Source organism: Exiguobacterium acetylicum (assembly GCF_019890935.1).
In the GTDB taxonomy this organism is placed as follows: domain Bacteria; phylum Bacillota; class Bacilli; order Exiguobacteriales; family Exiguobacteriaceae; genus Exiguobacterium_A; species Exiguobacterium_A abrahamii.
Genome location: NZ_CP082333.1, coordinates 2,031,398 through 2,050,502 on the forward strand (window position 1 = coordinate 2,031,398; position 19,105 = coordinate 2,050,502).

Genomic DNA, 19,105 nt, shown 5'->3' on the forward strand with positions numbered 1-19,105 from the left:
CTGATTTGATCAGGACAGCTTCTTTTTTGATTTATTTGACTGTGCTGTTCGTCACGCACTCGTCATAGATCCCTGCTTCTTTGATGACACGGATTAACGTCTCACCAATGACAGCTGGTGTTTCTGCCACTTCGATTCCGTTTGCACGGAGTGTCTTGATTTTTTCAGCAGCTGTTCCTTTACCGCCAGAGATGATCGCACCTGCGTGACCCATCCGTTTGCCGGCAGGAGCTGTTTGACCACCGATGAAACCAATGACTGGTTTCGTCATGTTCGCTTTGACCCACTCAGCCGCTTCTTCTTCAGCTGTTCCACCGATTTCCCCTAACATGATGACGGCTTTTGTTTCTGGATCTTCATTGAATGCTTTGAGCGTATCGATGAAGTCCGTTCCATTGACCGGGTCGCCCCCGATACCAACAGCTGTCGATTGACCGATGCCAGCCGTCGTTAATTGATGGACAGCTTCATACGTCAAAGTCCCAGAACGTGAGACGATACCGACATGACCTGGTGTATGGATGTATCCTGGCATGATACCAAGTTTCGCGACACCTGGAGTGATGACGCCCGGGCAGTTCGGTCCGATGAGGCGGACTGGTTTGCCTTCGAGGTAACGTTTTACTTTGACCATATCAAGAACTGGAATACCTTCCGTGATACAGATGATCAACGCAATGTTTGCATCTGCTGCTTCCATGATTGCATCCGCTGCGAATGCTGGTGGTACGTAGATGATCGATGCGTTCGCACCCGTTTTTTCGACCGCTTGCGCGACCGTATCAAAAACAGGAACACCACCGAGTACTTCCGTACCTCCTTTTCCTGGTGTGACACCGCCTACGAGGTTTGTGCCGTAGTCGATCATCTGTTCACCATGGAACATCCCTTGGTTACCAGTAATCCCTTGAATAATGACTTTCGTCGATTCGTTCACCCAAATACTCATCTTTAGCTCCCCCTTACTTCACGAGCGCAGCGATTTTTTCTGCGCCGTCTGCCATTGATGTAGCTGCTGTAATCGCTAGACCTGAATCTTTGAGAATTTGTTTCCCTGCATCAACGTTCGTCCCTTCAAGACGAACGACGAGTGGCAATTCGAGACCGACTTCTTTTGTCGCCGCAACGATACCTTCTGCGATGACGTCACATTTCATGATTCCACCGAAGATGTTGACGAAAATCCCTTTGACGTTCTCATCCGATAAGATCAGTTTGAAGGCTTCTGTTACTTTTTCCTTCGTCGCACCACCACCGACATCGAGGAAGTTCGCAGGATCACCACTGAAGTGTTTGATGATATCCATCGTTGCCATGGCAAGACCAGCACCATTGACGAGGCAACCGATGTTTCCATCGAGCGCGATGTAGTTCAAATCACTCTTTGATGCTTCGACTTCGCGTGGATCTTCTTCTGTTTCATCACGTAACGCCACGATGTCCGCATGACGATACAATGCATTTGAGTCGAAGTTCAACTTCGCATCGAGTGCGAGGACTTCGCCATCCTTCGTCGTAACGAGTGGGTTGATTTCTGCGATCGAACAATCCTTGTCGACGAAGAAATTGTAGAGTTTCGTGACCATACCGACGAACTTGTTGACGAGCTTCACAGGAACACCCATTGCGAACGCAAGTTTACGCGCTTGGAATCCTTGAAGACCAACTGCAGGATCGACGACTTCCTTGATGATTTTTTCTGGTGTCTCTTCCGCCACCTCTTCGATGTCCATACCACCTTCGCTTGATCCCATGATGACGACACGGCCTGTCACACGATCAAGTACGATTCCAAGATAGTATTCTTTGTCAATCGCACACCCTTCTTCGACGAGAAGACGTTGAACGACTTTTCCTTCTGGACCTGTTTGGTGCGTGACGAGCGTTTTGCCGAGTAACTCCGTCGCATATTCCTTCACTTCTTCTTGCGATTTCGCAAGCTTGACGCCACCTGCTTTACCGCGTCCCCCCGCGTGAATTTGAGCTTTGACGACTTTAATCGGGCCCGACAATTGTTCTGATGCATCGACCGCCTCTTCGACGGTGAAGGCTGCGATTCCGTTTGGTACGGGTACACCGTACGAACGAAGTAATTCTTTTGCCTGATACTCATGTACATTCATGAAAAAATCCCCCTTAACCCCTTTAGTTTCGGCTCTTTCATTGTAGTTAAAATTGGAAGCGCTGTCTATCGTTATCGACCGAAAGCTTTATTTTTTCAGAATTTCATCTTGATCGAGACGATATAAAAAGGCGAATAACTCAGCGATGACACCGTATAATTCTTCTGGAATCTGTTCTGATACTTGAACAGCATCTAGTAACGTCACCAACGTTTCGTCCTGCCGGATCGGAATATCATGTTTTAATGCCTCTTCTAAAATCCGTTCTGCGATGTGTTCCGATCCCTTAGCAACGACCTTTGGGGCATGCATCTGTTCTTCGTATGATAGAGCTATTGCTTTTTTCATATATGAAGATCCACCCTTCCGTTACGCGTTGAGATATCATGCGGTACGCGTTCTTTCATCTGTTCGACCCAATCGAATCGCGTCAATGCATAGCCTTGTTCCTCAAGACGAGTCTGGATTTGCGGTGTGTAGGCTTGCATGAACGTATTGACGTGCGCGTTCGGATGAAAGACGGAAATCGAAACATTCCGGTCTGCGATCAAGACGTCAACAGCGACCTCACCGAGCGTCGGTAATTGAAGATACAAGACGACGCGGGCATGATTTGGATCAAACGTCCGTTCAAACGGTGCTTCCATCATGAGATCAACATCTTCGAATGGTCCAAATTGAGGTAATTGAAATAAATAGACTCCTTTCCCTGCTTCGTTCGTTGCTTGGACGAGTTGTTGCGCTAAAATCTGATCACTCGTCTTTCGATCAAGCGTTCGACCCGTCTCGTCACCCTTTGCCAGTTGAACGAGTTCGGTAAGGGCATGCTTTAACTGCTTCGCTTCTCCTTCCGTCACCGGTTGACCAATTTGCCTTAGAAGTTCCCGTGTTTCCGCAGTCGGTACCGCCTGACGTTGTAAAAAGGAGTCGAGTAACTGAGGTAGAGCCGACTTTTGCGGAACAGACTCGGTCGAGATGATTTTTAAGACTGGTTGTCCCTCTGCTGAAACGACTTGAAAGCGATACATGTTCCCTTCTTTTAGTTCAGCCGTCGTTCCTGCCGTCAAGACACGTTGACCGACTTGGAGTTCCATCAATCCGTCCGGCAACAGCTTTAATACTTTACCGACGATGTTTGCGCCTTCCCGTAACGGTAGGTTCGCATGATCGATGATTTTAAATGGAAGTAAGGCGCGATGTTCGATTTGCATGCTCGATTCCTCCTAAAGACGTTCTTTGACAGGACGGAATGTTTTCCGGTGAATCGGTGTGACGCCCAGTGTATCGAGCGCTTGTAAATGTATCGGTGTTCCGTAACCTGCGTGTGTTTCAAATCCATATCCCGGATACTCGATCGCATATTGTTCCATCATCGCATCTCGTGTCTCTTTCGCAACGACACTTGCAGCAGCAATCGAGACACTCCGCGCATCTCCTTTGATAAGAGAGAGTTGTGGTGTATCGTCGTCGAGTGTCATCGCATCGACAAGTAAGGCATCCGGTTGCAATTGGTGTACTGCGTCTTGCATCGCCCGTTTCGATGCTTGATAGATATTGATTTCGTCGATTTCAGCCGGTTCGATGATGCCGATCGCAATCTCAGCCACTTCTTGCAGATGCTTAAGTGCCGCTTGCCGCTGTACTTTACTCATCTGTTTGGAATCCGTTAGTCCTGGATGATAAAAACCGTCTGGTAAGATGACAGCTGCTGCGACGACAGGACCAGCTAGTGGACCTCGTCCGACTTCGTCCACTCCCGCAATTCGAACGTACCCTTGCTGACGATACTCGTCTTCAAATGCGAGTCGCTCCTTGAAATCGATCCGTTGCTGCTCTTCGAGTGCAAATCGTCGTTCTGTCTGACGAAACAGCGTATGCACCCCTTTTCGCGTATCTGAAGCCAGTTCCTGCTTCAATTGAATAAATTCTTCTAGTGTCGCTTTTTGCAATCGTTCTTTTACTTCTGCTATCTTCATACATCCTGCTCCTTTGAAAAAAACTTGGACATCAAAGGATGTCCAAGTCCGTTATGCATGCGTTTCCCATTCTTCGACTGTTTCAAGCGTCACCCGACCGAGCTTTTCCGTTCGTAGCTCATGCAGGAGCATTTCGCTCGTCCGCTCGAAATCGACATAGCCACCTGAGACGAAACCACGTTTTTTACCGATTGCTTCGAGTACATCAACCGCTTCTCCCGATACTTCGTCGAGTCGATAGCGCTCACGTAACTGCTCCGGATACCGTGTCTTTAGCTCACGAAGGGCAAATAGCGCAATATCGTCGATGTTTAAGATGTCATCCTTGATCGCTCCCGTCGCTGCTAACCGATATCCGACGACTTGATCGTCGAACTTCGGCCAGAGGATACCTGGTGTATCAAGTAATTCCATCTCACCTGTCTTCATCTTGATCCACTGCTGGCGTTTCGTCACACCTGGACGGTCACCCGTGATGGCAATATTTCGGCCAGCAAGTCGATTGATGAGCGTCGATTTCCCGACGTTCGGAATGCCGATGATCAAGGCACGGATCGCACTCGGATTCCGCCCTTTCTCCCGCATCCGTGCATGTTTTTCTTTCATTAGTCGTAACGCACCTTCATGGATTTGATTCAATCCTTTATTGTGCTTCGCGTCAACCGCAACGACATCAACACCATCTGCTCGTAATGCCTGCATCCATTGCTCCGTCACTCGTTTGTCCGCCATATCCGCCTTGTTGAGGACAATCAGTCGCGGCTTACCTGCCGTGATCTGTTCGACCATCGGGTTGCGGCTCGACATCGGAAGACGGGCATCGACGAGTTCGATCACCACATCGATCAACTTTAGTTTTTCTGTGACTTCCCGACGTGCTTTGGCCATGTGACCGGGGAACCATTGAATCGTCATATCCTTCACCTCGTTCATATATTCCTGGACTTCTTGCTGATCATACGATACATGAAAAAACATCCACTCCCTAGTATACGCAACTTCAGACAAGAAAAGAAGATGAGCTGCTTACTTTTAACGGCAAGCGTCTCATCTTCGTTCGTTTTAATCGACAGAGCGTACATCATTGAAGGGATAGAAGACGAAGTTCGTCGTTCCGACGATTTGATCTTCATCCACAAAACCGATATCACGACTATCTTTTGAATTTTGACGATTATCTCCCATGACGAATATTTTTCCTTTTGGAACAATCGTCTCTCCTGTTCGCTCTTCAAGCGTGAAGTCTTCCGTCAATGGCACACCACTCATCTGGGCTTTGTATTCTTTCAAATACGGTTCGGCGACTTTCTTATCGTTGACATACAATGTATCGTCTTTGTAATACATCGTATCTCCCGGAACAGCGATGACCCGTTTGATGTAATCTCGCGTTTCCGTTGCATGGAAGACGACGATATCGCCTCTTTCTGGCTCGTTAAAATAATATGGGATCTTATTGACGATCATTCGATCCGCATTGTGTAAGGTCGGCATCATCGATTCCCCATCAACAATCACAGGTACGAACAGGAACGTTCGAATGATGAACGCGATGACGAGTGCTACGACAAGCGCCTTTACCCAACTGAATAACTCCTTCACGAATTCCACTCCCTTGATAAACACAATTTCTTCCTAAGGACTAGTATACGCATAAACAGCAAAAAAAAGAAGCTTGTCCGGAGACAAGCCACTTTTTCACATGATTAACGACGAATTTCTTTAATACGCGCCGCTTTACCACGAAGGTTACGGAGGTAGTAAAGTTTCGCACGACGGACTTTACCGTAGCGAACGACTTCGATTTGTGCAACACGTGGTGAGTGGAGCGGGAAAGCACGCTCAACGCCAACTCCGTAAGAAATTTTACGGACTGTGAATGTTTCACTGATGCCGCCACCGTGACGTTTGATGACTACGCCTTCGAAGAGCTGAATACGCTCACGCGTACCCTCGACGACTTTAACGTGTACACGGACTGTATCCCCAGGACGGAACGCAGGGACGTCTGACTTGATTTGTTCTTGTGTAAGTTCACGGAACAATTGTTGTGTGTTCATGAATGATTTCTCCTTTTTTCACCAATGTTCTTATCTTCATTTGCTTCAAGCATCCGACAGCGGAACATCGTTAATGGGTGGCTTTTGCCACATGTTTTAACTTATCATAGATTCAGTCGTTTGACAATCCTGAAATCGAGTCTAAATAACGCTGATCTTCATCCGTTAACGGTGCATCCACGAGAAGATCAGGGCGCCGCTCATATGTCCGCTTCAGCGACTGTTCCCGTCGCCATTTTTCAATCCGAGCATGGTTGCCTGATAACAAAACATCGGGTACTCGGTACCCTTTATATTCTGCCGGACGTGTATAGTGCGGGTATTCAAGAAGTCCCGTCGAGAACGAATCATCTTCGTGACTCGCAGACGCACCGAGGACGTCTGGTAAGAGGCGGACGACGGCGTCGATCATCGTCATCGCAGCGAGTTCTCCTCCCGTCAAGACGAAGTCTCCGAGCGAGACCTCATCCGTCACCAACTGATCATGGATTCGCTGATCAAACCCCTCATAGTGACCACATAAGAAGACCAGTTCTTCTTCGTTTGCCCACTCTTCCGCCATTCGTTGCGAAAACCGTTTACCGGTCGGTGTCATGACGATGATTCGTCGTTTTCGTTCCGGTAGACTTGCCATCGCATCGAAGACGGGTTGAGGTGTCAACAGCATGCCCGCTCCTCCGCCATACGGATAATCATCGACCTTACCATGTCGATTCGTTGAAAAGTCTCGAAAATTGATGGTTTCGAGTATGACGTGTTGATCGTCTTGCGCTCGCTTGACAATCGAATAATCAAGCGCTGAAAACATCTCTGGAAACAGCGTCAATACACGGATATTCATTCTTCGATCAGTCCCGGAAGCGGCGTGATCTGAATGCGTTTCTGTTCGACGTCGACGGAAGCAACGACCTGCTCGATATACGGAATCAGGACATCTTTTTTCCCGTCGCGTTTGATCGTCCAGACGTCATTTGCGCCCGTTTCGAGAATGTCGGATACGACTCCGATTTTCGTCTCACCGTCATAAACCGTACAACCGATGATCTCATGATAGTAAAATTCATGCTCGTCTAAGTCCTGTAAGTCTTCTGCGTGGACATAGAGTTTCAATCCTTTGTACTTCTCGACGTCATTGATATGATGCATCCCTTTGAACGTCACCATGATGAATTGTTTATGCTTCCGGTAGCCACTGATCGTTACCGGTGTATACGTGCCTTCAGAGCCGAGAAAAACTTCTTTTCCGACCTTAAAGCGTTCTTCCGGGAAATCCGTGCTTGCGAGTAACTTCAATTCCCCTTTTAGACCGTGCGTGTTGGCGATTTTCGCAATTTCCAACCATTCCATTCGTTTCACTTCCTTTCTTAAATTAAAAAAAGGAGGTAAGCTTTCGCTCACCTCCTAACGTCTTACTTCGCGAGTTTCGCGTTGTGGAATTTCTCCATGATACCAGCTTGTGAGAAGAGGTTACGAACTGTGTCCGAAGGTTTAGCACCTTCAGAGAGCCATTTAAGAGCTAGCTCTTCGTTGATTTTAACTTCTGCTTCTGGTTTAGCAACTGGATTGTAGTATCCGATTTGCTCGATGAAACGACCATCACGTGGTGCACGTGAGTCTGCTACTACCACACGGTAGAAAGGTGATTTTTTTGCGCCCATGCGCTTAAGACGAATTTTAACTGCCATTCGTAAGTCCCTCCAAATAATAAATGATTTTTTCGTTTAGTCAAATTGACAACTTCATTAGTATACAACGTTACAGCAAAAGAGAAAAGACTTTTAAAAGAATGGAAGGCCAAAGCCTTTCTTTTTCCCTTTGCCCATCTGTCCGGAAAATTGTTTCATCATTTTCCGCATGTCTTCGAACTGTTTAATGAGGCGGTTGACTTCTTGGATACTGCGTCCACTACCGCGGGCAATCCGCTTCCGACGGCTCGCATTCAAGATTTCAGGTTCAGTCCGCTCTCGTTTTGTCATCGATTGGATGATCGCTTCGACATACACGAGTTGCTTCTCATCGATTTGGGCGTTTTTCAACCCCTTCATCTTCCCTTTACCTGCCCCAGGGATCATTCCCAACAGTTCGTCGAGTGGACCCATCTGTTTCACTTGCTGCAACTGCTCGATGAAATCATCGAATGTAAACGATGCATCGCGCATTTTGCTTTCTAACTCTTTGGCACGCGTAGCGTCCATTTGTGACTCTGCTTTTTCAATCAGTGTCAGCATGTCTCCCATGCCTAGAATCCGAGACGCCATCCGCTCGGGATAGAATGGTTCGATGGCATCGAGCTTCTCTCCAAGACCGACGAACTTAATCGGTGCTCCGGTGACTGCCTTGATGGAGAGTGCTGCACCACCTCGCGTATCTCCGTCGAGCTTCGTCAGAACGACTCCCGTTACGCCAAGCTTCTCGTTGAAGCTCTCTGCGACGTTGACGGCATCCTGACCCGTCATCGAATCGACGACAAGGAAGATTTCATGCGGTTTGGCGATCTCCTTGACATCAACGAGTTCCTGCATCAGTTCCTCATCGACGTGTAAGCGACCTGCCGTATCGATCAACACGATATCGTGATGATGCTCTTTTGCATAATCGAGTGCACCGGTAACGATTTCTTGTGGACTAACCTGATCTCCCATCGAGAAGACCGGCAACTCCAATTGTTTACCAAGTGTCTCTAATTGTTTGATTGCTGCCGGACGATAAATATCCGCCGCAACAAGCAAAGGACTACGATTATGTTTTTTACGTAAATGATTGGCAAGTTTACCCGTTGTCGTTGTTTTACCTGCCCCTTGCAGACCGGTCATCATGATGACGGTCGGGGGACGGTTCGCAAGCGTCAACGGTGACACTTCTGCACCCATCAGATTCGTCAATTCATCGTGGACGATTTTGACGACTTGTTGCCCTGGCGTCAATGACGTCATGACATCTTGACCGACGGCGCGTTCCTTTACATCATTTACGAATTGTTTGACGACCTTGAAGTTGACGTCGGCTTCGAGTAGCGCTAAGCGAACTTCGCGCATCATCTCTTTGACGTCTGCTTCAGAAATCTTACCTTTACCTCGCATTTTAGCGAGACTGGCTTGAAGCCGTTCCGATAATCCTTCGAATGCCATTAAGAATGCCTCCTACTCTAATTGCTCCAATGTCTCAATGATCACTAGGGCTTCACCCGGAAGGTCGCATTGCTTCAGCTGATCGAGTAACTGCTTTCGCCGTTCGTGTTTCTTGAACAGCGATAGTCGTTCTTCATACTGCTCGAGCATGGCTTCCGTGCGTTTTATGTTGTCGTAGACTGCTTGTCGGCTGACTTCAAACTCATCGGCGATTTCACCTAAGGAAAAGTCATCTAAGTAATAGAGTGACATGTAATTCCGTTGTTTTGGCGTCAAAAGCTCCTGATAAAAGTCAATCAGATAATTCATCCGGTTCGTTTTATCAAGTGTCATTCGAGCACCTCCGCAATGTTAAGTGAAATTCCTTTACAGATAGTATAGTACAGCCCTCACAGTGTGTTGTCAAGTTTTTTTCTTTACATGAAACGTCGCTTATTCCGCGCTTTCTTCCGTGTCGACGTTTTCTTTTTCTTCAAAGACATCGCCGAACAGTCCATATACGAATTGTTCTGCGTCAAACGGTTGTAAATCATCGATTTTTTCACCGAGACCCACGAACTTCACCGGTAGATTCAGCTCGTTCTTGATCGCAAGAACAATCCCACCTTTTGCTGTGCCGTCAAGTTTCGTCAAGACGATTCCGCTAACGTTCGTCGCTTGTTTGAAGGCTTTTGCCTGCACCATCGCGTTTTGCCCTGTTGTTGCGTCAAGTGCTAGTAACACTTCATGGGGTGCGCCTGGAATCTCACGTTCAATGACGCGTTTGACCTTTTCGAGCTCGTTCATCAAATTGACCTTGTTTTGTAGGCGTCCTGCCGTATCACAAATCAGGACGTCGACCTTACGTGCTTTCGCTGCTTGGACGGCGTCATAGACGACAGCAGCCGGATCGGAGCCTTCGCCTTGACGAATGACCGGTACACCGGAGCGTTCGCCCCAGACTTGCAGTTGATCGATCGCACCAGCCCGGAACGTATCTCCCGCTGCTAACATGACGCTCTTACCTTCTTGTTTTAATCGGTTCGCAAGTTTCCCGATCGTTGTCGTCTTACCGACCCCGTTGACACCAACGAAGAGGATGACATTCAGCTCATGATCAAGATCAAGGGCTGTCTCTTCTTCTTCGACTAACATGTTCGCGACGACTTCAACGAGGACATCCCGGACTTGTTTTGGATCCTTGACGTTACGTCGTTTGACTTCTGTCTTTAATTCTTCGACCAAATCCATCGTTGTCGTCACACCGACGTCTGCTTGGATCAACACTTCTTCTAACTCTTCGAAAAAGTCTTCATCGACTTCACGGAAGCGGTAGACGAGATCATTGACGGCACTCGCTAATCCGTCGCGTGTCTTCGTCAAGCCTTCCGTAAATTTAGTCGTGACTTCTTGTGTCGAAGTCGTCAAGCGGTCTTTCAGTTTTTTAAAGAAACTCATTGTTTAATCTCCTTTGGTTCTTCACTTAATGTACGTCGTGCCTCTTCTAGTTTAACGGATAACACTTCAGATATCCCGTTTTGCTGCATCGTGACGCCGTAAAGGACGTCTGCCGCCTCCATCGTTCCTTTCCGATGGGTGATGATGACGAACTGTGTCTCGCGTGCTAGCTGATGGACGAACTCGCCGAATCGCGCGACGTTCGCTTCGTCAAGCGCCGCCTCGACCTCATCGAGGACACAGAACGGGACAGGACGTGTCTTTAGAATCGCAAATAATAAGGCGATGGCTGTCAAGGCACGCTCTCCACCGGACAAGAGCGATAAATTCTGCAGCTTCTTACCAGGCGGTTTGGCAACGATATCAATTCCACTCGTCAATAGATCACTCGGGTCAACGAGGACTAGATCGGCTTCACCGCCCCCGAATAACTCGCGGAATGTTTCCCGGAAGTGTTCTCGGACAGCATCATACGTTTGACGGAACAACCGAATGACTTCTCGGTCCATCTCTTCGATGACGCCATAGAGATCGGTTTTAGCAGCGACGAGATCATCCCGTTGCGCGGATAGGAACGTAAACCGTTCATCGACCTCTGCGAATTCCTCAATCGCACCGATGTTGACGATACCGATTTCTTCGAGTTGGCGTTTGAGCAGATGAATTTCCTCTTTTGCCTCTTCATACGATAGATCAAGAGGTGCAATCAGTTCGAGCAGTAATCCCATCTCTTCCAGCATTTCTTGTCTTGTCTCAAGACGCGTGCTCGTTTTCCCTTGCGAGAGTCGTAGTTGCTCGAGTGCCTGTTTCGTCGTTTGTTGATCGTCCTTCGTCTTCGCTTCGCGGATCCGGATCAAGCGCAGGGATTCTGCTTGTACTTGAATCCGTTGCCCGATTGCGACGAGTTCGGTCTCGACCCGTTGTTGTTCCTGTTCCTGTTCGCGCTGTTCCGCGTGCAAGGCATCAATCTTCGCTTCGTCGAATCCTTCAAGGACATGACGCAAGTCACGTCGTTTATGACCACGTTCAAGCTTCGCGTGACTGACCTGTTCCGTCAGGCGTTCGATCTCTTGCGAAAGTTGCGCTTGTTTCATTTGAATCGTTCGCTCTTCGAGAACTGCTTCTGCTTGTTCCTTCTTCAGTTCGTCCATCGTGACGGCACCACGGGCTTGCGCATCCTTGAGACGATCTAAGGCTTGTCTGAGCTCTGTTTGACGCTCCGTCCATTTTGCGATCTCGACTTCCGACGTCTCGATGATCCGACGTGCTTCCTGTTCTTGTTCGAGTACACGTGCCATCTGTCGATCTTCAACCGACAATTCAGACGTCATGACAGCGAGATGACGGTTCGCATCTGCTAACGTATCGCGCGATTGTTCGAGTTGCCCTTGTAATGCTTGAATCGTTTCTGTCCGTTTCCGAGCCGTAACATCAAGAGTGTGGATCGCCGCTCTTAGATCTTCCAAGCGCCGCATCTGCTCCCGAATGACCGCTTGCCCACGCGTCAGTCCCTCTTTTAACTCGTCAAGTTCGCGCGATTGACTGAACAATGGTGTACCTTTTTTCCGGCTTCCGCCGGTCATCGTACCGCCGACGTTGACGACATCTCCTTCGAGCGTGACGAGACGATAGCGATGTCCTGTCGAACGGGCGATTTGGTTCGCCTGTTCAAGTGACTCGACGACGAGTGTCGTACCGAGCAAGTTCATCTTTAATTTCGTCAACGTCTCGTCTGTCGTCACGAGATCACTTGCGATCCCGACGAATCCAGACATCCCCCCGACTTGTTCTCGCACGGAACGATTGACTTCGCGTGCTTGGAGTGAGGCGAGCGGCATGAACGTCGCTCGACCGGCATTTAATCGTCGAAGCTCCTGGATCAGACGACGTCCTGTCGCATCGGTATCAACGACGATGTTTTGCATCGCCCCACCAAGCGCTGTCTCGATTGCCGCTTCAAACTGCGCCGGAACCGAAATCAGCTCCGCGACCGCTCCGTAAATACCTGGGTGCTGATCTCGTTGTTTTAAAATCGTCTTAACGGCACCGAAATAACCGCTATAGTCGGCTTTGACGGATTCAAGGAATTCAATTCGGTCTTCCGTCTTATGCCGACGTCGCTCTAAATCCGCAACGGACTGTTCGACTTGGCGTAACGCATGTTGTTGTTCATTTCGTGCTGCAAGTGCCGTTGTCTCTTCTTCTGTTGCTTGGTCCAACTTCGTCCGGATTGAAGCGACATCCGTTTCTAGTCGTGCGACGTCTTCCTCGAGTTGACGACGCGTCGATTGTTTCGTACCGCTGTCCGCCGTAAATGAACGTTGTTGTTCTTCTGCCTGCATGAGATCTTGCTTCGCCCGGTTATAGGCATTATTCGTCGCAGCTAATCGACTCGCCACTTCAAAGGCTTCCGATCGTAATACTTCGGCTTCCTTATCAAAATCACGATCGGTTTGTGTCAGCGCTTGATCGGCTCGTTCTCGCTCAGCCGTGATCCGTTTTGCTTCCTGATCGACTTCTGCTTGGCGTTCCTGTAAAGCGGTCAGTTCGAGTTCCAGTTCCTTGACGCGTTCTTCGACGACGGCAACCTCTTGTTCGAGTCGCTCTTTCGTCTCGGTCCCGTGTTTTTCACGCTCTTTCGCTAAGTTAAGGGCACCTTGGATTTCAACCAGTCGCGTCGAGACATGTCGAAGTTGCTCCTGCAACGCGTTTTCTTGTTGTCGTTCTTCTTCAAGCGTCGATTCTTGATTCTCTCGGGATACGACAGTCTCTTCGTAAGTCGTCTTTTGAGACGCAAGGCGTTCTTCACATTGTGCGATGTCACGCGCTAGTGTTTCGAGCTCCGTCTGATACGTCGTGATTTCATGCGCTAAGATACCACGCTCGAGGACATCATGCCGTTCTCGAGCGACGAGATACTCTTTGGCGAGCGCCGCTTGTTCACGTAACGGCTCGATTCGTCCGCCGAGTTCATATAAAATATCATCGACACGCGATAAATTCGCTTCCGTATCACTTAATTTCCGCTCGGCTTGCTTCTTGCGATGACGATACTTCAAGACGCCTGCTGCTTCTTCGATGACAGCACGACGTTCTTCCGGTTTACCGGAGATGACTTGTTCAACTCGCCCTTGTCCGATGATTGCAAAAGCATCACGCGACAAGCCTGTGTCCATGAAAAGATCAAGAACATCCTTCAGGCGACATGGTTTTTTATTTAAAAAATAATCGCTGTCTCCGTTGCGGCTGACACGCCGCGTGACGCTGATTTCCTGATACGGCAACGCAACCGTTCCCGACTCGTTGTCTAAGACGAGCGTCACCTCGGCAAATTGTTTCCGGTGTTCAGACAGACTGCCGGCAAAAATGACGTCTTCCATCTTCGCCCCGCGCAGTGACTTCGCAGATTGTTCTCCGAGTACCCAACGGACAGCGTCCGATATATTTGATTTCCCACTTCCGTTCGGTCCGACGACTGCCGTGACACCCGGAAGGAATTCTAGTTCAGTTCGACTGGCAAATGATTTGAAGCCATTGATTTCAATTCGTTTTAAGTACATCTTGATCACCCGTATGTTTAAATTTCTTTTGAATTTCTTTCAGTTTACCATAGCCGAAACGCTAGCAACATGATAGGTTTTAAGGTAGTATCACGCGAAACAAGAAGAAGAGGAGCGAATAACACGATGACGATTGAACAAATGATTGAAGCGATCTTAGATAAATTGAACATCATCAATAAAGGGGTCATTAAAGCAGAACAGTTCGATGGCTCAAAAAATGAGGACTTAAAAGAGATTTATGAGTTCGTCATGATGCGCGACTCGTTATCACTGGCAGAGGTCGACGCGATCGTCGACGAACTGAAATCTCTCAAGACTGTCTAATCAAGCGAACTTCACACTATAAAGGCCGATCATCTCTCACGCATTCGAGAGATGGTCGGCCTTTTGTCGCTTAAAACTGTTTCTTTAATTCAAGTAAGGCTTGTTTTGCCGCCTGTTGCTCTGCCTCTTTTTTCGATCGGCCTGTCCCGATCCCTTCCAGCTCATCCGCGACTTGGACACGCGAGATGAATTCCCGACTATGCGCCGGACCGCGCTCCTCGATGATTTCATACTCGATGACACCTAAGCCGACACGTTGAATGGCTTCCTGTAATTGACTCTTAAAATCTGTCTGTTCTTCAAAAAAGCCTGTCGCCACTTTCGGAAAAACCGCTTCGGCGAGGAATCGTTCGGCTGCTTCGATGCCTTGGTCAAGATACAAGGCGCCAATGAAGGATTCGAAGACATCCGCAAGTAAGGCTGGACGATTCCGACCACCGGTCAGTTCTTCCCCCTTACCTAACAGAATCATATCGGAAAACTGATAATGATTCGCAAATTGGACGAGTGACGGTTCACAGACGATTGCCGCTCGCAATTTCGTTAATTCCCCCTCGGAACGTTCCGGGTAGTGTTCGAATAGATAGCGTGACACCGTCAACTCTAAGACAGCGTCCCCTAAAAATTCTAGGCGTTCGTTATCTCCTTCAGACTCGCGTTGTTCATTGACGAACGAAGAGTGCGTGAAGGCTTGTTTTAATAGCTCGACATTAGAAAACGTGATATTCAGGCGCTCTTGTAACGCTTCGAATTTCTGCTCGATTTGAGCGAGCGTCCGAGCATCCTTGCGTCGTTTTACATAGGGTCCTTTTCGGACACGACGTCCTTTTTGATTCGTCATAGTTCCTCCTAAACAGCTAAAGCCCACCGCAAATTGCGGTGGGTCAGCTTCAATGATCAGACTTGTGTTTCGATGTAGTTGACGACATCGCCGACAGTCTTCAAGTTTTCTGCTTGCTCATCTTCGATCGTGATTTCGAACTTGTCTTCTAAGTCCATGACGAGTTCCATGACTTCGAGAGAGTCAGCACCGAGGTCGTCTTTGAACGATTTATCAAGTGTGATTTCACTTTGTTCTTTTCCTAATTTTTCTGCGATTGCTTCTTGTACGTCTACTAAGATTTGTTCTTTTGTCATTTTAAAATCCCTCCATGAGTTGAGTATATAAGATGATTGCCGATTTGGCAAAGTACTACCGTTAGTTGTGTTACATCGTCATGCCGCCATCGACGGCAAGAGTTTGTCCTGTGATGTATCGCGCTTCATCTGAAGCGATGAAACTGACGAGTGAAGCGATATCGTCCGTTTGACCGAAGCGTTTCAACGGAATTTGCCCGAGTGACAGGTTCCGCTGTTCTTCCGTCAATTCGTCCGTCATGTCCGTCTCGATGAAGCCTGGACAGATGGCATTGACTGTGACACCTTTACTCGCGAGTTCACGTGCGACGGATTTCGTCAGCCCGATCAGCCCCGCTTTCGCTGCGACATAGTTCGCTTGCCCTGGATTTCCGGAAATACCGACGACTGATGCGATGTTGATGATACGACCGCTTGTTTTTAACAATGGACGTGTCGCAGCTTGCGTGACGAGAAACGCACCTTTGAGGTTCGTATCGATGACAGCATCGAAATCCGCTTCCTTCATGCGCATCAGCAAACCATCACGCGTGATGCCGGCATTATTGACGACACAATCCAGTTGACCGAACGTGTCGATCGTCTGTTTGATCATCTGTTTGACAGCATCTGCTTCAGCGACATTCGCTTGAATCGCGAGTGCCTCTCCGCCTGCTTCCTTGATTTCACGGACGACTGCTTCCGCCTTGTCCGTGCTTCCTGCATAGTTGACGACGACACGGAAACCATCTGTTGCTAATCGCTTCGCGATGGCAGCTCCGATGCCGCGTGACGCGCCAGTGACGAGTGCTACTTTACTCAACGAATTCCCTCCGCTTCCAATTGCTCAAGTGTCGTGATGCTGATGATCTTCGCATCTTTTTTGATTCGTTTCACGAGACCGCTCAACGGAGATGATGGACCAAACTCGATGAATGTATCCGCACCTTCTTCGATCAGACGCTCAACGCATGATTCGAATCGAACCGGTGAGTAGAGCTGCTGAACGAGCAAACGAATCAATTCGTCTGGTTGATCGTGGAACGCACCGTCGACGTTCGAGATGAATTTCGTCTTCGCCGCTTCAAACGGTGACGAGACGAGAATGTCTTCGAATCGTGGTGCGAATGGTGTCATGAGTGACGAATGGAACGCACCTGAGACATCAAGCGGTAAGACACGTTTTGCTCCGAGCTCTTTTAACTTCGCTGTAGCGGATTCGACCGCTGCGATTTGTCCGGAGATGACGAATTGCCCAGGACAGTTGTAGTTGGCGATTTGAACGATTTCTCCCGTCGCCGCAATCGATTCGACCGCGTGATGGGCTGCCTCGACATCATTCATGCCGATGACCGCCGCCATCGTTCCACCCGTGACTTGATTCATGAGTTTTCCGCGTTCGCGGACGAGATAGACGGCTTCAGACGGTGTGATGACAGAAGCTGCGACGAGCGCGCTATATTCTCCAACACTGTGTCCGAGTACGAAATCAGGTGTATGTCCTTGTGCTGCGTACTGCTGTGCGAGTAATGCACTGTGTGCGACGATGGCTGGTTGAGCGATATCTGTTGCTTTCAATTCATCCTTCGTCCCTGTCGTCATCAGCGTCGTCAGATCCAGACCAATTCGCGTTCCGAGGTCAGCGAGTGCTTGGCGTGTCTCGTCTTGCGTGATGAGCGTCTGTCCCATTCCAGGCGTCTGTGACCCTTGTCCCGGAAACATCCAAACTGTTTTCCCCATCTCGTCTCACTCCTTCTTAACGTGCTTCAGTTGCCTTCGCCTGAACGATTTTAGCAACGACTTCTTGTTCGACCATCTTTTCAGCTTGAACGAGCGCTCTGCTGAATGCATAGGCATTGCTTGAACCATGCGCCTTGATGACCGGAGCCGCAATGCCGAATAGTCCGGCACCGCCATATTCTTCATAGGCGAGCAACTGCTTCATTTTTTTTAACTTCGGTTTCAGTACGAGAGCGGCGAGCTTTGATGTCCACGAGCTCATGAATTGTTCCTTCATGACACCCATGATCATACTGGCTGCCCCTTCAGTACTCTTAAGTAACGTGTTACCGGCAAAACCTTCCGTGACGATGACATCGACGTCACCGCTCATCGCTTCTCTCGCCTCGACGTTCCCAACGAAATGAATCGGTGCTGTCTCAAGTAGCGGATACGTTTCCTTCGTCAGTGCATTCCCTTTACCGGCTTCTGATCCGATATTCAGGAGACCGACTTTTGGTCGTGTGATACCGCGAACTTGTTCTGCGTAGACAGACCCCATGATGGCATAATCGAGCAAATGCTCTGCCTTCGCATCTGGGTTGGCGCCAACATCTAAGATGACGACACCTTTCCCATTACGTGTCGGGAAAGTCGGGGCCAGTGCAGGACGGTCAACTCCTTCGATTCGACCGATAACGAACAATCCGGCAGTCATGAGCGCTCCCGTGTTGCCTGCTGAAATCAAGGCATCTGCTTCTCCTGATTTCACCAGGTTTGCAGCCACAACGAGTGAGCTATCTTTCTTGCGGCGAATCGCACGTACCGGTTCGTCTTCTCCGGTGATGACGGATGCCGCGTGGACGATCGTCACGCGCGGATCCTCGATTGAGTATGAGCGTAATTTCAACTCATCTCCGACTAATCGGATATCGATGTTTTCGTTTGGACGTTCTGCCAAATAGGCAACGACCCCTTCTACGATGGCACGGGGTGCATGATCGCCCCCCATAGCGTCAACTGCTAAAATCATTTCGATTCCTCCTTACTACTTCGATACACCGTGAACTCACCGATAAAGACACATTCTTCACCGACATAACTCTCCACCGTGATGTCAGAACGCCCATCTTGACGATGAGAACTGACGAACGCCTTCGCAACGACGCGTTCCCCGACATGAACGGAGCGTGTGAACTGAACGTTCGCACGTGTCGTCAACGCGAGTTCATCGTCGATGAGCGCAATCGCAAGCGAGTTTGCCTGCGCAAACAAAATATGTCCGCGGGCGATCGCATTCCGACTAAACGCATGTTCCGGCAAAATCTCAAGGATTGAGATCGCAGATGTATCGAGTTTCAGGTCAATCATATCACCAATGACTTCATTTTCAGTCAACGTACGCACATCATCCAGCCGTTCGGTCGCGACGTGTTTAATTCGCTCCCGTAATTCCGGAATTTTTAATTCCATCCGGTCGAGACGAATCGTCTGGATACTGACACGGAATCGTGTCGCCAGCGCTTCATCCGTGATGAACGGATTTTGTTCGATCGTCTGTAATAATTCTTGTTGTCTCTCTTTTTTAGGTACCCGCATGTATGTTCCTCCCACAAGAAGGATGACCACTATTATTACCTGGTACTAACAGTAGTATAT

Annotated in this window: 22 protein-coding genes; 1 reads left to right on the top strand and 21 read right to left on the bottom strand. The window is 48.8% G+C overall.

Annotation, left to right across the window (positions count from 1 at the left end; translation table 11 throughout):
• Positions 1-31: 31 nt before the first annotated feature.
• From sucD to smc, 15 genes are all read right to left on the bottom strand, one after another.
• Positions 32-949 (bottom strand): succinate--CoA ligase subunit alpha, encoded by a 918-nt coding sequence (gene sucD / locus K7G97_RS10675; protein ID WP_023468731.1) that lies wholly within the window; start codon positions 947-949, stop codon positions 32-34.
• Between the two features lie 13 nt (positions 950-962).
• Positions 963-2,123 carry an ADP-forming succinate--CoA ligase subunit beta gene (gene sucC / locus K7G97_RS10680; RefSeq protein ID WP_223040557.1) on the bottom strand — a complete coding sequence of 387 codons (1,161 nt, stop codon included), beginning with the start codon at positions 2,121-2,123 and terminating at the stop codon, positions 963-965.
• Positions 2,124-2,210: 87 nt separating this feature from the next.
• A complete protein-coding gene (locus K7G97_RS10685) occupies positions 2,211-2,471 on the bottom strand; it encodes an EscU/YscU/HrcU family type III secretion system export apparatus switch protein (protein WP_223040558.1) in 261 nt (86 codons plus the stop codon).
• Positions 2,468-3,334: a flagellar hook-length control protein FliK gene (locus K7G97_RS10690; RefSeq protein WP_223040559.1), complete on the bottom strand. Its 867-nt coding sequence runs from the start codon at positions 3,332-3,334 to the stop codon at positions 2,468-2,470. The genes K7G97_RS10685 and K7G97_RS10690 overlap by 4 nt, the downstream gene beginning before the upstream one ends.
• A gap of 12 nt (positions 3,335-3,346) precedes the next feature.
• On the bottom strand, positions 3,347-4,099 hold the full coding sequence (locus K7G97_RS10695; RefSeq protein WP_223040560.1) for a ribonuclease HII: 753 nt from the start codon (positions 4,097-4,099) through the stop codon (positions 3,347-3,349).
• Between the two features lie 51 nt (positions 4,100-4,150).
• Complete coding sequence (gene ylqF / locus K7G97_RS10700; RefSeq protein ID WP_035396901.1) at positions 4,151-5,014, bottom strand: ribosome biogenesis GTPase YlqF; 864 nt, start codon at positions 5,012-5,014, stop codon at positions 4,151-4,153.
• A gap of 147 nt (positions 5,015-5,161) precedes the next feature.
• The gene (gene lepB / locus K7G97_RS10705) at positions 5,162-5,701 is read right to left on the bottom strand and encodes a signal peptidase I (protein WP_223042026.1); all 540 of its coding nucleotides are present in this window, start codon (positions 5,699-5,701) and stop codon (positions 5,162-5,164) included.
• Between the two features lie 104 nt (positions 5,702-5,805).
• A complete protein-coding gene (rplS, locus tag K7G97_RS10710) occupies positions 5,806-6,159 on the bottom strand; it encodes a 50S ribosomal protein L19 (protein ID WP_023468738.1) in 354 nt (117 codons plus the stop codon).
• A 112-nt stretch (positions 6,160-6,271) separates the two neighbouring features.
• On the bottom strand, positions 6,272-7,000 hold the full coding sequence (gene trmD, locus K7G97_RS10715) for a tRNA (guanosine(37)-N1)-methyltransferase TrmD (RefSeq protein WP_223040561.1): 729 nt from the start codon (positions 6,998-7,000) through the stop codon (positions 6,272-6,274).
• Positions 6,997-7,506: a ribosome maturation factor RimM gene (gene rimM, locus K7G97_RS10720; RefSeq protein ID WP_023468740.1), complete on the bottom strand. Its 510-nt coding sequence runs from the start codon at positions 7,504-7,506 to the stop codon at positions 6,997-6,999. The genes trmD and rimM overlap by 4 nt, the downstream gene beginning before the upstream one ends.
• Before the next feature lie 62 nt (positions 7,507-7,568).
• Positions 7,569-7,844, bottom strand: coding sequence for a 30S ribosomal protein S16 (gene rpsP / locus K7G97_RS10725; RefSeq protein WP_023468741.1), 276 nt, complete (start codon positions 7,842-7,844; stop codon positions 7,569-7,571).
• A 93-nt stretch (positions 7,845-7,937) separates the two neighbouring features.
• Entirely contained in the window at positions 7,938-9,287 is a 1,350-nt protein-coding gene (gene ffh, locus K7G97_RS10730) for a signal recognition particle protein (RefSeq protein ID WP_023468742.1), read from the bottom strand.
• Positions 9,288-9,299: 12 nt separating this feature from the next.
• On the bottom strand, positions 9,300-9,620 hold the full coding sequence (locus K7G97_RS10735) for a putative DNA-binding protein (protein ID WP_023468743.1): 321 nt from the start codon (positions 9,618-9,620) through the stop codon (positions 9,300-9,302).
• A gap of 99 nt (positions 9,621-9,719) precedes the next feature.
• A complete protein-coding gene (ftsY, locus tag K7G97_RS10740) occupies positions 9,720-10,724 on the bottom strand; it encodes a signal recognition particle-docking protein FtsY (protein ID WP_023468744.1) in 1,005 nt (334 codons plus the stop codon).
• Positions 10,721-14,284, bottom strand: a complete 3,564-nt coding sequence (gene smc / locus K7G97_RS10745; RefSeq protein WP_223042027.1) for a chromosome segregation protein SMC — start codon at positions 14,282-14,284, stop codon at positions 10,721-10,723. The genes ftsY and smc overlap by 4 nt, the downstream gene beginning before the upstream one ends.
• 126 nt (positions 14,285-14,410) lie before the next feature.
• Between smc and K7G97_RS10750 the strand changes: the two genes are divergently transcribed.
• The gene (locus K7G97_RS10750; protein ID WP_023468746.1) at positions 14,411-14,611 is read left to right on the top strand and encodes a DUF1128 family protein; all 201 of its coding nucleotides are present in this window, start codon (positions 14,411-14,413) and stop codon (positions 14,609-14,611) included.
• A 70-nt stretch (positions 14,612-14,681) separates the two neighbouring features.
• Here K7G97_RS10750 and rnc read toward each other — a convergent pair whose 3' ends face one another.
• The 6 genes from rnc to fapR all read right to left on the bottom strand — a co-directional run bounded on the left by rnc (position 14,682) and on the right by fapR (position 19,045).
• Positions 14,682-15,452 carry a ribonuclease III gene (rnc, locus tag K7G97_RS10755; protein WP_023468747.1) on the bottom strand — a complete coding sequence of 257 codons (771 nt, stop codon included), beginning with the start codon at positions 15,450-15,452 and terminating at the stop codon, positions 14,682-14,684.
• Positions 15,453-15,508: 56 nt separating this feature from the next.
• Complete coding sequence (gene acpP, locus K7G97_RS10760; protein ID WP_029342095.1) at positions 15,509-15,748, bottom strand: acyl carrier protein; 240 nt, start codon at positions 15,746-15,748, stop codon at positions 15,509-15,511.
• A gap of 70 nt (positions 15,749-15,818) precedes the next feature.
• Positions 15,819-16,550 carry a 3-oxoacyl-[acyl-carrier-protein] reductase gene (gene fabG, locus K7G97_RS10765; RefSeq protein WP_035396763.1) on the bottom strand — a complete coding sequence of 244 codons (732 nt, stop codon included), beginning with the start codon at positions 16,548-16,550 and terminating at the stop codon, positions 15,819-15,821.
• Positions 16,547-17,467 (bottom strand): ACP S-malonyltransferase, encoded by a 921-nt coding sequence (fabD, locus tag K7G97_RS10770; RefSeq protein WP_223040562.1) that lies wholly within the window; start codon positions 17,465-17,467, stop codon positions 16,547-16,549. The genes fabG and fabD overlap by 4 nt, the downstream gene beginning before the upstream one ends.
• A 16-nt stretch (positions 17,468-17,483) precedes the next feature.
• A complete protein-coding gene (gene plsX / locus K7G97_RS10775; RefSeq protein WP_195864762.1) occupies positions 17,484-18,479 on the bottom strand; it encodes a phosphate acyltransferase PlsX in 996 nt (331 codons plus the stop codon).
• Positions 18,476-19,045 carry a transcription factor FapR gene (gene fapR, locus K7G97_RS10780; RefSeq protein WP_023468752.1) on the bottom strand — a complete coding sequence of 190 codons (570 nt, stop codon included), beginning with the start codon at positions 19,043-19,045 and terminating at the stop codon, positions 18,476-18,478. The genes plsX and fapR overlap by 4 nt, the downstream gene beginning before the upstream one ends.
• Positions 19,046-19,105 lie beyond the last annotated feature (60 nt).